General features: G+C 73.6%; 9 protein-coding genes and 2 pseudogenes. 9 read left to right on the top strand and 2 right to left on the bottom strand.

The annotated features are described in order from the left end of the window. Positions 1-259: 259 nt before the first annotated feature. From AB0K92_RS18015 to AB0K92_RS18000, 4 genes and pseudogenes are all read left to right on the top strand, one after another. A pseudogene (locus AB0K92_RS18015) lies at positions 260-1,198 on the top strand (aromatic amino acid lyase); the annotation flags it as partial. Between the two features lie 268 nt (positions 1,199-1,466). Continuing rightward, positions 1,467-3,302 carry a S8 family serine peptidase gene (locus AB0K92_RS18010; protein WP_365923926.1) on the top strand — a complete coding sequence of 612 codons (1,836 nt, stop codon included), beginning with the start codon at positions 1,467-1,469 and terminating at the stop codon, positions 3,300-3,302. Positions 3,303-3,653: 351 nt separating this feature from the next. Next, positions 3,654-4,301 carry a ScbR family autoregulator-binding transcription factor gene (locus tag AB0K92_RS18005; RefSeq protein WP_365923924.1) on the top strand — a complete coding sequence of 216 codons (648 nt, stop codon included), beginning with the start codon at positions 3,654-3,656 and terminating at the stop codon, positions 4,299-4,301. A gap of 125 nt (positions 4,302-4,426) precedes the next feature. Continuing rightward, positions 4,427-5,608: a damage-control phosphatase ARMT1 family protein gene (locus tag AB0K92_RS18000; RefSeq protein WP_365923922.1), complete on the top strand. Its 1,182-nt coding sequence runs from the start codon at positions 4,427-4,429 to the stop codon at positions 5,606-5,608. A 277-nt stretch (positions 5,609-5,885) separates the two neighbouring features. Here the strand turns inward: AB0K92_RS18000 and AB0K92_RS17995 are convergent, their stop codons facing one another. Continuing rightward, positions 5,886-6,680, bottom strand: coding sequence for an alpha/beta hydrolase (locus tag AB0K92_RS17995; RefSeq protein WP_365923920.1), 795 nt, complete (start codon positions 6,678-6,680; stop codon positions 5,886-5,888). Between the two features lie 185 nt (positions 6,681-6,865). Here AB0K92_RS17995 and cyc2 point away from each other — a divergent pair, with 185 nt between their 5' ends. Together cyc2 and AB0K92_RS17985 are read left to right on the top strand one after the other, a co-directional pair. Next, positions 6,866-9,031 (top strand): germacradienol/geosmin synthase Cyc2, encoded by a 2,166-nt coding sequence (cyc2, locus tag AB0K92_RS17990; protein ID WP_365923918.1) that lies wholly within the window; start codon positions 6,866-6,868, stop codon positions 9,029-9,031. 185 nt (positions 9,032-9,216) lie between these two features. After that, a pseudogene (locus AB0K92_RS17985) lies at positions 9,217-9,551 on the top strand (multicopper oxidase domain-containing protein); the annotation flags it as partial. Between the two features lie 80 nt (positions 9,552-9,631). Here the strand turns inward: AB0K92_RS17985 and AB0K92_RS17980 are convergent. After that, entirely contained in the window at positions 9,632-10,465 is an 834-nt protein-coding gene (locus AB0K92_RS17980; protein WP_365923916.1) for a gamma-glutamyl-gamma-aminobutyrate hydrolase family protein, read from the bottom strand. An 88-nt stretch (positions 10,466-10,553) separates the two neighbouring features. Here AB0K92_RS17980 and AB0K92_RS17975 point away from each other — a divergent pair, with 88 nt between their 5' ends. From AB0K92_RS17975 to AB0K92_RS17965, 3 genes are all read left to right on the top strand, one after another. Further along, a complete protein-coding gene (locus AB0K92_RS17975; RefSeq protein WP_365923915.1) occupies positions 10,554-11,420 on the top strand; it encodes a LysR family transcriptional regulator in 867 nt (288 codons plus the stop codon). Positions 11,421-11,572: 152 nt separating this feature from the next. Then, positions 11,573-12,295: a PDZ domain-containing protein gene (locus AB0K92_RS17970; protein ID WP_365923913.1), complete on the top strand. Its 723-nt coding sequence runs from the start codon at positions 11,573-11,575 to the stop codon at positions 12,293-12,295. Positions 12,296-12,403: 108 nt separating this feature from the next. Continuing rightward, the gene (locus AB0K92_RS17965) at positions 12,404-13,030 is read left to right on the top strand and encodes a LysE family translocator (RefSeq protein WP_365923911.1); all 627 of its coding nucleotides are present in this window, start codon (positions 12,404-12,406) and stop codon (positions 13,028-13,030) included. Positions 13,031-13,118 lie beyond the last annotated feature (88 nt).

Raw genomic sequence — 13,118 nt, 5'->3', positions numbered from 1 at the left:
CGGCGCGGAGTCCGCCCGTTGGCGTACCGGTGATGTGGCGGGGGAAGGGGAGATCGCCGTCCGCGGCCCGAGGGTCCGAGAGGGCGGGGGAGCGGCCCCCACTCACAGCCCTGGCTCCGGCCGCAGGCCCGCCCCCGGAACCGAGCCCGGCACCGCCCCTGCGCCCCCTCCCGCGCCGGCCCCTGCGCCTACCCATGCGTCGACCCTCGCGCCCGCCCCTGCGCCGACCCCCGCCCCTGCGCCGACCCCCGCGCCCACCCCCGCCCCCGTCCCTCTCCGCCCCGGTGACGCGCTCGCCCTGCTCAGCAGCAACGCGCTCGTGCTCGGGCAGGCGGCGCTCGCCTCGCACGCGCTCGGTGTCCTGCTGCGGGCCACGCACGCCGTGGCGGCGCTGTCGCTCGCCGCGGTGTCCGGGTCGCCGGAGGCCTACGCCGCGCCGGTGCACGCGCTGCGTCCGTACCCCGGAGCGGCGCACGCCGCCGCCGAGGTGCGGCGGCTGCTGGGGCTGCCGGAGCGGCCGGCCGGCGCGGGGCGCCGTATTCAAGACCCGTACGGTTTCCGGGCGTTCCCCCAGGTGCACGGGGCCACGCTGGACGCGGCGGACGCGCTGCGCCGGATCGTCGAGACGGAGATCAACTGCCCGACGGAGAACCCGCTCATCGCCCCCGACGGCACCGCCGCCTACCACCACGGCGGCTTCTACGCCGCCCCGCTCGCCCTCGCCCTGGACGCGCTGAACCTCGCCCTGCTGCAGACCGCCCAGCTCTCCGCCGCCCGGCTCACCGCGCTCGGCCGCCCGGACCTCACCGGCCTGCCCGCGTTCCTCGCCACCGGCCCGGCGGGCAGCTCCGGCACGATGATCCTCGAGTACACGGCCGGCTCCGCCCTCGCCGAGCTGCGCGCCAGCGCCACCCCCGCCTCCGCCGGACACGCCGTCCTCTCCCACGGCCTGGAGGAGGCCGCGAGCTTCGCCTCCCAGGCCGCCCGTCAGACCCTGCGCGCCGCCGACGCCTACCGCACCGTCCTGGCCTGCGAGCTGGTCACCGCCGTACGAGCCCTCCGGCTCCACCCCTCCCCGCCCCGCCTCCCGGTCCTCACGGTCACCGCCGCGGCCCTGCCCGCCGGCACCGAGGACCGGCCCCTGACGCCCGACCTGGAGCGGGCACAGGAGCTGCTGACGACCTTGGCGGAGCTGTAGCGGTCAAATCCGGTCGCAAGGGGGCAACTCGTGGACGGCGAGGGTGGGATTCCGGCCGGATCGAGGGTTTCCCCTGTATCCCTGTGACCTTCTCTTTGCCTATCGTTCGAGCACAGCTGACCCACAGGTAACCCCTTACACAGCTGACGCACTTCGCGCCTGGCCGGCCACCGCGCTCGCTTTTCGGTAAGCCCCCCTCCGCTTCGACGACGAAGCGCCCGATCGCCGCTCCGAGCTGCCCGGAGTCCGGCACGCGAAAGGCACGCCCTTGCGTACTTCCCCGTCCCTGCGACGCAAGCTGATATCCGCCGCCGCCCTCTCCGCGGCGCTGATCACGGCCGGCACCGCCTCGGTCGCCGCCGCCCAGGAGCCCGCGCCCGCTCCCCAGGTCTCCTCCCCGCAGGCCGCCGCCGACCTCGCCACCCGCACCGAGGCCGCCCCCGGCGTCGTCGCCGAACGCCTCATCGTCGGCTACGAGTCCGGCGCCTCCGAGGCCAAGTCGAACAAGGCCGCCGAGGCCGACGCCGTCGCCAAGGGCAAGGAGGCCGGCGAGAAGCTGGACTTCCAGCGCCGCCTCGGCACCGGCGCCGCCCTCGTCGACCTCGGCGACGACCTGACGAAGGCGGACGTCGCCGACGTCATCGCCGAGTACCAGGCCGACCCGCAGGTCGCCTACGTCGTCCCCGACCGCCTGAACAAGCCGCAGGCCACCCCGAACGACACCGACTACGCCAAGCAGTGGGACCTGTTCGAGACCACCGCCGGCATGAACGTGCCCGGCGCCTGGAACACCACCACCGGCACCGGCGTCACCGTCGCCGTCATCGACACCGGCTACGTCGCCCACTCCGACCTCGCCGCGAACGTCGTCGGCGGCTACGACTTCATCGCCGACACCGCCGTCGCCGTCGACGGCAACGGCCGCGACAGCGACCCCGCCGACCCCGGCGACTGGTACGCCGCGGGCGAGTGCGGCGCCGGCGTCCCCGCCTCCAACTCCTCCTGGCACGGCACCCACGTCGCCGGCACCATCGCCGCGGTGACCAACAACGCCAAGGGCATGGCGGGCATCGCCTACGGCGCGAAGATCTCCCCGATCCGCGTCCTCGGCAAGTGCGGCGGCTACGACTCCGACATCATCGACGCCATCACCTGGGCGTCCGGCGGCACCGTCTCCGGCGTGCCCGCCAACACCAACGTCGCCAAGGTCATCAACATGAGCCTCGGCGGCGACGGCGCCTGCACCAGCGCCACCCAGAACGCCATCAACGCGGCCGTCGGCCGCGGCACCACGGTGGTCGTCGCGTCGGGCAACGACAACGAGAACGTGGCCAACCACTCGCCGGGCAACTGCAACAACGTGATCTCGGTCGCCGCGACCAACCGCACCGGCGCGAAGGCCTCCTACTCCAACTACGGCTCCCTGATCGACATCTCGGCGCCCGGCGGCCAGACCAGCACCGGCACCGCGAACGGCATCTACTCCACGCTGAACTCCGGCACCAAGACGCCGTCGACCGAGTCGTACGCCTTCTACCAGGGCACCAGCATGGCCACCCCGCACGTCGCGGGCCTCGCCGCGCTGATGAAGTCGGCCAACACCGCGCTCACCCCGGCCCAGATCGAGTCGGCGATCAAGGCCAACGCCCGTCCGCTGCCCGGCGCCTGCTCCGGCGGCTGCGGCGCGGGTCTCGCGGACGCCGCCAAGACCGTGCAGGCGGTGACCGGCTCCGGCGGCACGGACGGGTCGACGGGTGGCACCACCTTCACCAGCACCACCGCGGTGAACATCCCGGACGCCGGCTCGGCGGTCGAGTCCCCGATCACCGTCACCGGCCGCAGCGGCAACGCCCCCTCGGCCCTCCAGGTGGGCGTGGACATCACCCACACCTACCGCGGTGACCTGGTCATCGACCTGGTGGCGCCGGACGGCACCGCCTTCCGGCTGAAGTCCTCCAGCTCCTCGGACTCCGCCGACAACGTCCTGACCACCTACACGGTGAACGCCTCCAGCGAGGTCGCCAACGGCACCTGGAAGCTGCGCGTGCAGGATGTGGCCGCGCAGGACACCGGCCGCGTCAACAGCTGGAAGCTGACGTTCTGACCCAGGTCTGAACAACCTCCCCGAGCGGGCGGGCCGGACGGTGCGGATGGGCACCGTCCGGCCCGCCTTTTTTCTTGTTCTCCTCTTTGGTTGCCTTTTGAAAAGAACCGCTCATCCGGTTTTTTCGAGGGCGACTTTGTCATATGCCGATCCGTCGGTTCGGAATGTGCCCGTTCATGCCCTCCTGCATCGCCCCTGGTTGGAGCTACGATGAACTGCGTCAACTCGTCCGTGGGGAGGCGGTGGGGAAACTGACGGTCCGGCACATGCCAGCGGCCTGTGAGTTATCGTGTACACCCCGTAAGTAACAAACGGCGTGGCCCGTTCTTTTCAGCCAGGAGAGTCGAGACGATGGCGAGGCAGTTACGCGCCGAACAGACCCGGGCGACGATTATCGCGGCCGCCGCCGACCTGTTCGACCGGCACGGCTACGAATCGACCAGCCTCAGCGACATCGTCGAGCACGCCCACGTCACCAAGGGCGCCCTCTACTTCCACTTCGCGGCCAAGGAAGACCTGGCCCACGCCATCATGGAGATCCAGTCCCAGGCCTCGCGCCGGCTGGCCCGCGAGGTGGACGAACGCAACTGCTCGTCGCTGGAAGCCCTGATGCGCATCACCTTCGGCATCGCCCGGCTCGCCGTCGAGGGCCCGGTCGCCCGCGCCGGACTGCGCCTGGCCACCGCGGGCGTGGGCGTACGGCCGCCGCTGCCGCACCCGTTCACCGAGTGGCTGGAGATCGCCTCCCGCAAACTCGCGGGCGCGGTCAAGGAGTCCGACGTCCATCCGGACATCGACATAGACGCCGTCGCCCACTCCCTCGTCGGCTTCTTCGTGGGCACCCGCGTCATGGGCCGCTCCCTCGAACCGTACGTACGCCTGCCCCGCCGGGTCGCCGAGATGTGGTACGTCCTGGTCCGCGGCCTGGTCCCGGTGACCCGCCGCCCGCGCTACCTCAGCCTGGTCGCCCAACTGGAGCGCGAGACCAGAACGGTGTGAGACGTACGGCCGGAGCGCGAGACCGGAGCCGTGCGAGCGGCGAGCTCCGTTCGCCCCGGACGCGTCGAGCGAGCGCACACCGCGCCCCCGCACCCCCCGGCACACCGCGCGATACGGTGAGCCGCATGTCCGACACCGCCCCCGCGCCGCCCGTGCTCCGTGCCGACCGGACCGGCTCGTTCCCCCACGGTGTGCTGGCCGAGCGCCACCCCGCGATCATCCGGCAGGTACGTGAGTCCACCCCGTACGACCCCGACCGGCGCCGCGCCCTCGACGCCCTGCTCGCCCAGTGCACCCACGGCGTCGTCGAACCCCTCCCCGCCGACGCCCCGGACTTGAGCCGCTGGCGGGACTGGGGACTCGACACCCACACCGGACAGTCCTGGTTCGACCTCCCCTGGCTGTGGTCCGAGAGCTACTTCTACCGGCTCCTCCTGCAAGCCACCGGCTACTTCACCCCCGGCCCCTGGCACGGCATCGACCCCTTCCGCCCGGCCAAGCTCGCCGAACTCGACGCACCCGGGACCGACGAGGAACTGGCCGCCCTCGATGCCCTCGCCGGCCGCCCCGCCGACGAACGCAGCCACGCCCTGCTCCACGGCTCCCTCTGGGGCAACCGCGCCGACCTCGGCTTCCGCCTCTCCGCCGAGGGCGCCGACACCCGCGACGCCGCCCCCGGCCTGCTCGCCGACGACAGCGACACCTTCTGGTCACTGCTCCCGCCCTCCGGCACGGGTACCCTCTGCCTCGTCGCCGACAACGCGGGCCGCGAACTCATCCCCGACCTCCTGCTCATCGCCGACCTCCTCGACCGCGGCCGCGTCGCCAGGGCCGTCCTGCACGTCAAGCCCTACCCGTACTACGTCTCCGACGCCACCACCGCCGACGTCCTCGACGCCCTGCGCCGGCTGACCTCGGCCCCCGGCGCGGCCGCGGCCTACGGGCGGCGCCTGTGGACGGCGATGACCGACGGCCGGCTCACCGTCCGCGCCCACCCCTTCTCCGCCGCCCCACTGCCCTACGCCGAGATGCCGGACGACCTGCGCGCCGAGTTCGCCGCCGCCACCCTGACCGTGGTCAAGGGCGACCTCAACTACCGCCGCCTGGTGGGCGACCGGCGCTGGCCCCTGACCACCCCCTTCGCCGACCTCACCGCCTACTTCCCCGGCCCCGTCGCCGCTCTGCGCACCCTGAAGTCGGAGGTCGTCTGCGGCCTCGACGCCGCCACCGAGTCCGCGCTGACCGCCGCCGGGGGAGACCACTGGCGCACCGCCGGCACCCACGCGCTGATCCAGGTCAGACGGTGAACGCGGCGGGCGCGACCGGCAGGGGACGATCCGCACCGGCAGCGATCCGATGCCGTTGACGAAGTCCGACACCTGGCGGCTCGGCGGCTCGGCGGCTCGGTGGACCGGCAGTCCGGCGGTCCGGCGGTCCGCGGCACCGGCAACGCGCGTATCACCTCCCCGGCGACGGTCGGGCGGAGTGAGGTAGGCGTCGCGGGGCACGGTGGCGGCGTACTGCCGGGGGCGGGGGCCGAAGACGCCGGGCGCGGGCGGCACGGGGGTGGCGCGTCGGACGGGGTCATGCGGGGCCGCCGCCGGAGCCGGTGCCGTCCGCCCGCAGGAAGTCCTCCACCACCCGGATCAGCTCCAGCGGCGTCTCGTCCATCGCGTAGTGCCCCGCACAGGGCAGTTCCCGCACTTCGGCGCGCGGATACCAGGCCGGCCAGGTCTGCCGGAGCAGGTCCGCCGACAGTGCCGGGTCGAGCGCCCCGGCGATCGCGAGCGCCGGGACGGTCGCGCCCTCGACACGGTTGTGGAAGTCGTCCCGCGCCCAGGAGTCCAGCCAGGCGCGGAACGCCTTGGGGTCGCTGCACGCCAGCGAGCGTGCGACCATCCGGTCCAGCCAGGCGGCGGGGCGGCGTCCGCCCGTGGTGATGTCGATGATGGCCCGCCGGTTCTCCGGCCGGTGCGCGGCGTCGGCGAACAGCTCCCACTGCTCCGGCGGCAGCGCCAGCCCCGAGGCCGGCACCGGTGAGACGCCCACGATCCGGTGTATCCGGTGCGGGGCGACGGCCAGCAGCCGCTGGGCGACCGCGCCGCCCATCGAGTGCCCCACCACCGAGAACCGCTCCCAGCCCAGCCGGCCGGCCAGCTCCACCAGGTCCAGGGCGGCCTCCCGGGTCGTGTACTCGCCCGGGGCGTCGCGGGCCTCGCCGTAGCCGCGCAGGTCGACCAGCGCGTACTGGAACGCCGTGCGGTCCAGGTCCGGCAGCACCGGCGCGTACGCGGAGCGGTCGGCGAACCAGCCGTGCACGGCGAACACTTTGTGGGCGCCGTCACCGTGCAGTTCGTGGGGGAGTGCGAAGGACGTCATGGGCACCACCGTGGCGGGAGGTCGAAGGGGCGGCAAGGGTGTGCACGAGCGAGGAACACGAGTGCGTACACGGGAGGAACGGACCCGCTCCCGCCCACGCTCCCCGACCGGCCGCGATTCACGCGATGGTGTGATCATGTGCGGCCACGCGGATGCCCCGCCGGGAGCGGGGGTAGGGCCCGGCCATGACGCAGCCCTTCGAACTCCCGCACTTCTACATGCCGTACCCCGCGCGGCTGAACCCGCATCTCGACGAGGCGCGCGCCCACTCGACGGTGTGGGCGCGTGAGATGGGCATGCTGGAGGGCTCCGGGATCTGGGAGCAGGCCGACCTCGACGCACACGACTACGGACTGCTCTGCGCCTACACCCACCCCGACTGCGACGCGGACGCCCTCTCGCTCATCACCGACTGGTACGTGTGGGTGTTCTTCTTCGACGACCACTTCCTGGAGACGTTCAAGCGCAGCCAGGACCGCGCCGGCGGCAAGGCCTACCTGGACCGGCTTCCGCTGTTCATGCCACTGGACCCGGCCGCGCCCGTGCCCGCGCCGCAGAACCCGGTCGAGGCGGGCCTCGCCGACCTGTGGGCCCGCACGGTGCCGTCCATGTCGGCCGACTGGCGGCGCCGGTTCGCCGTCGCCACCGAGCATCTGCTCAACGAGTCCCTGTGGGAGCTGTCCAACATCAACGAGGGGCGGATCGCCAACCCCGTCGAGTACATCGAGATGCGCCGCAAGGTCGGCGGCGCCCCCTGGTCGGCCGGTCTGGTGGAGTACGCGACCGCCGAGGTACCCGCCTCCGTCGCCGGATCCCGCCCGCTGCGGGTGCTGATGGAGACCTTCTCGGACGCCGTGCACCTGCGCAACGACCTGTTCTCCTACCAGCGGGAGGTCGAGGACGAGGGCGAGAACAGCAACGGCGTGCTCGTCCTGGAGACCTTCTTCGGCTGCACCACCCAGGAGGCCGCCGACACCGTCAACGACGTCCTCACCTCACGGCTCCACCAGTTCGAGCACACCGCGCTCACCGAGGTCCCCGCGCTGGCCCTGGAGAAGGGGCTCACCCCGGCCGAGGTCGCCGCGGTGGCCGCGTACACCAAGGGACTCCAGGACTGGCAGTCCGGCGGCCACGAGTGGCACATGCGCTCCAGCCGCTACATGAACGAGAACGCCACCGCGACCGGCCCCGGGCAGGTCCTCGGCGTGCTCGGCACCTCCGGCACCGACATCCGCGGCCTGCTCGCCTCGGCCGGGGCGGAGCGGCTGCGCGCCTACACCCACCGGCCGTACCAGAAGGTCGGCCCGTCCCGCATCCCCGACATCCGCATGCCGTTCCCGCTGCGCCTCAACCCCGGCCTCGACGGCGCCCGCGCGCGCCTGCTGCCCTGGGCGCACCGGATGGGCATCCTCAGCGAGGGCGTCTGGGACGAGGACAAGCTGCACGCCTACGACCTGCCGCTGTGCTCCGCCGGCCTCGACCCGGACGGCTCCGACGAGGCGCTCGACCTCAGCGCCCAGTGGCTGGCCTGGGGCACCTACGGCGACGACTACTACCCGCTGGTCTTCGGGCACCGCCGCGACCTCGCCGCCGCGCGCCTGACCACCGAACGCCTGGCGGCCTGCATGCCGCTGGCCGGCGAGACGCCGGTCGTCCCGGTGAACGGCATGGAGCGCGCCCTGAGCGACCTGTGGCGGCGCACCACCGCGGGGATGGACGAGGACGCCCGCCGCGTCCTGAAGGACTCCGTGAACGTGATGACGGAGAGCTGGCTGTGGGAGCTGGCGAACCAGATCCAGAACCGCATCCCCGACCCCGTCGACTACCTGGAGATGCGCCGCGCCACCTTCGGCTCCGACATGACGATGAACCTGTGCCGCATGGGCCACGGTCCCTCGGTCCCGCCGGAGGTCTACCGCAGCGGCCCGGTGCGCTCCATGGAGAACGCGGCCGTCGACTTCGCCTGCCTCCTCAACGACGTCTTCTCGTACCAGAAGGAGATCGAGTACGAGGGGGAGATCCACAACGCGATCCTGGTCGTGCAGAACTTCTTCGGCATCGACTACCCGACCGCCCTCGGTATCGTCGCCGACCTGATGAACCAGCGCATGGAGCAGTTCGAGCACGTGGTCGCGACGGAACTGCCCGTCGTCCACGAGGACTTCGACCTGTCCGACGAGGCCCGCGCCGGGCTGGAGAGCTATGTGAACGCGCTCCGGAACTGGATGGCCGGCATCCTGAACTGGCATCGCGCGGTGGACCGCTACAAAGCCGACTGGCTGGCCGGCCGTGCCCACGGCTTCCTCCCGGACCGCGCGCCGGCGGTGCCCGTCCCCGCGTGGGTCAGCTGATCGCCCGAACTCTTGAACGCCAGCCGGGCAGGCCGATCAGGATCTCCAGCGCCTCGTCGGCGCTCGACGAAGGCGGCCAGGGCGGCCGGCCGGCGGTCCTGCCGCAGCTGCCGCAGCGCGTGATCGGTCATGTCGCAGAACGTGACAGTCGCCACCGACAACGGCTCCGGTGGTACAGAGGAACGGACTTCCAGCTCCTGGGCCGCGACGCCTACGACGTCTCGGGCTTCGACCCGGAGATCGGCGGCACCCGCAGCCCGATCCGCTACGACGCGCGCACCCGCATCCCCCTCGCCCCCAACGAGCGCGGCCACAAGGACACGTTCCGGGTGCCGGGGAACCAGATGCTGCGCGTCATGGGCCGTTCGACGGGGCGTACGGCCGCTTCATGTACCACTGCCACCTCCTCGAACACGAGGACATGGGCATGATGCGGCCCTTCGTGGTCATGCCGCCCGAGGCGCTGAGGTTCGACCACGGCGGGGCCCACGGCGGCCACGGCGAGGGCCACACGGGCTGAGGCCACGGGCGACCGCGTGCCGCCCCGCGGACGGCCACTGGGGCGGCACGCGGGTGGGGCGCGCGGGTGGGGCGCGCGGGTCAGACCGGCTGACGTGCCTCCCGCGCGGCGGCGTGCCCGACCGCGGCGCGCGCCAGCGCCCGGATCACAGGGTGCGGCTGCGAGCCGTCGCCGGACAGCTCCGGCTGGAACAGCGTGGCGACGAAGAAGGGGTGCCCCGGAAGTTCGGCGATGCGGACGGCGCCGTCGTCGTCCCGGCCGGAGAACCGCAGCCCGTGCGCGCGCAGCGTGTCCAGGTGCCGGGAGGGGCCGTAGTTGCAGGAGTAGCGCTCGACCGTGCGCTCCGAGCCGAGGAGGGAGTGGATCAGGGAGCCCGGCTCCAGCCGTACGGCGGCCTCGTGGCCGGCCAGCGAGCAGGCCAGCGGCTCGATCAGGAAGTCCTGGGCGCCGGGGTCGTTCTCGGCGTGCGCGACCCCGGTCAGGCCGCACACCGCGCGGGCGAACTCCAGCAGCGCGTGCTGGAAGCCGCCGCACGTGCCGAGGAACGGGATGCCCTCCTCCCGCGCGGTGCGGATCGCGGCGAGCACGCCCGCCTCACTGCGGTACGGGCTGCCGGGCACCACCCACACGGCGTCGAACCCGCGCACCGCGCCGTCGGCCTCGGCGTCCTCGGAGGGGATCCAGTACGGGTCGAGGACGAGCCGGTCACGCGCGGCGAGCGCGTCGAGCAGCCGCGGAATGCGGGCGTGCGAGACGACGTTGGGCGTACGGTCGCCGACCAGGGCGACCCGCGCGGGGCGAGCTGCGGTGCGAGCTGAGGTGCGAGACGCGGGATGAGGGGCGGGGGGAGGCGCGAAGTGAGATGCGATGTGTGATGCGGTGCCCGATGCGGGGCGAGCTGCGGTCGGTGTCATGGCGTTCATCCTCCGCACGGCCGCTCGTTCACGTCCAACGATGATCTCTGCACTCTCGATAAGCAACGCTGATGAGAGGGTGACCCCCATGGACCCGCACCTCCTGCGCACCTACGTCACCGTCGCCCGCCTCGCCTCCTTCTCGGAGGCCGCGCGGGAGCTGGGCTACACCCAGTCCGCGGTGTCCCAGCACATCGCCGCCCTCGAACAGGACCTCGGCGCGCCGCTGCTGACCCGCCGCCCCGTGGCCCCTACCGCCGCCGGCGAACGGCTCCTGGAGCACGCGGGCCCGCTGCTGCTCCGCCTCGACGCGGCCCGCGCGGACGTGTCCCGGATCGCGGCGGCGCCCTCGCACGGGCTGAGCCTCGCCGCCACCCCGACCGCGCTCGGCCCCCGCGTCCTCGCCGCCCTCCCGCCCGCCGGCGTCACCCTCCGGGTCCGCACCCGCGAGGAGGTCCCCGCGGCCGTCGCCACCGGCGCCGCGGACCTGGGTCTCGTCGACGGCCTGGCCGCCCCCAGCGACCCGCTGCGGATGCCCGACGTGGCGCCGCTGACCACCGAGGGCGTCGGCGAGGAACCGGTCTGCGTGCTGTTGCCCGCCGGCCATCCGCTGGCCGGCCGCAGCGGACTGCGCCTCGGCGAGCTCGCCGACGCCCGCTGGCTGGACGCCCCCGACGCCGGCCTGCCGCTGGCCCAGCTGCGCGCGGCCGCGGGCGGCCGGGGTTTCCGCCCCGCCCTGCGCTACGAGGGCACGGACCTTCGCGTGCTCACCGCACTGGCCGCCGCCGGCCACGGACTGACCGTGCTGCCCCGCGCGGCGGCCGTCTCGGTCCCGGGCGCGGTCGCCGTCCCCGTCGTCGCCCCGCGCGTCGTCCACCGTACGGAACTGGTGTTCGCGGGGCCGCCGAGGGGAGCGGCGGCGGGCCTCGCGGACGCGCTGCTCGTCCGCGCGTGAGGTGCCCGCGCGGGGAGCCTGCGCGAGGCACCCGCGCGGGGTGCCTGCGCGAAGTACCGAGACCTTCCCGCCCCTGACCACCGGTCAGTCTCACTCGTTCGTGGCACGTCGCGCGCCGGTGCCCCGGGTAGAGCACCAGCCGGAGGCGATCGATGGAACAGAGTGCGCTGCGTCCCAAGCCGATGCCCGGTCAGGAGCCCGGCGGCGGCACAGGCCGCCCCGCCGGCTCCGTCCGGCCCCCGCACACCGTGCGCCGGCGCGGCCGGCGGCTCACGACCCTGCTGCTCGGCCTGTTCGCCGGGACGGCCCTGCTGCTGTCCGGGGTCGGCCTCGGCACGGTCGGTGCCACCGTGATCGGTGTGAGGACCCTCGCGGAACTCCAGCAGCGACCGGGCCAGACGGGCCAGACGGGCCAGACGGGCCAGACGGGCCAGACGGATCAAGCAGGCCAGTCAGGCCAGACGGGCCAGACGGGCCAGACGGATCAAGCAGGCCAGTCAGGCCAGACGGGCCAGAGGGGTGAGCCGGGGCGGCCGATACGGCCGGGCACGCAGTCCGCGCCCGCACGCCCCGGCGCGTCCGCGTCACCCACGCCCGCCCGGTCACCCGCCAGGGCGATCCTCGGCCTGGAGGTCGTGGACGCGGGCACGTCCGGCGCCCAGGTCGTCGGGGTCCACATCCCCGGCCCGGGATACGCGGCGGGCCTGGTCCGCGGCGACGTCCTGCTCACCTTCGACGGCATCCGCGTCGACTCGGCGGCCGACCTGGTCGAGGCCGTGCACCGGGCCCGCCCCGGCGAGCGCGTCACACTGACGGTGCGCCACCGGGGCGGCGGCCACCAGCGGCTCACGATCGTCCCCGGCGTCCTGACCTGACCGCGCGGGGCACCACGCCGGGGAGGAGCCGGTACGGGCCGCGGCGGGGCGCGTCACGCGCCGAAAACCACTGGTCGGCCCCCGCCGCGCGGAGCGACGATGAGCCCCATGCTGAGCACCCTCCTCGTCTTCCTCGGCGCCTGCACCCTGATCGCGGCCTCGCCCGGACCGAGCACCGTGCTGATCATCAAGCAGTCGCTGCGCAGCCGCCGCTCCGGCTTCCTGACCGTGCTCGGCAACGAGACCGGCGTCTTCGTCTGGGGCGTGGCGGCCGCCTTCGGCCTCACCGCCCTGCTGACCGCCTCCGAAGTGGCGTACGACGTGATGCGCGTCGCCGGCGCGGTCGTCCTCGTCTGGTTCGGCGTCCAGGCCCTGCGCCAGGCCCACCGGATGCGGCGCACCGGCGAGGCCACCGAGGTCTGGCAGGACGTCGAGCGCAGCGGCTGGTCCGCCTACCGCGCGGGACTGCTGCTCAACCTCGCCAACCCCAAGGCGGCCGTCTTCGCGCTCTCCTTCCTCCCGCAGTTCGTCCCCGAGGGCGCCCCGCACCTGCCCGCCATGGTCGGCCTCGCCGCCGTCTGGGCCGTCTTCGAGATCGGCTACTACGGCCTGTACGTGTGGTTCGTCGGCCGGATGAAGGCCTTCCTCTCCCGCGCCGGGGTGCGCCGGCGGCTGGAGCAGGTCTCCGGCGGCGTGCTGCTCCTCCTCGGCGTCCGCATGGCCCTCGACAGCTGAGCCACGACCGCGGACGCGCCCGCCGTGACAGCGGCCCCCGCCGTGACCGCGGACCCGCGTCCCGTAGCCGCGCACCCGCCCGCCATGG

Origin of the sequence: Streptomyces sp. NPDC052687 (assembly GCF_040678395.1) — a bacterium.
Classification (GTDB): domain Bacteria; phylum Actinomycetota; class Actinomycetes; order Streptomycetales; family Streptomycetaceae; genus Streptomyces.
Note: the sequence above shows the minus strand (reverse complement) of the source record. Positions and strands in the feature narration are given on the sequence as shown.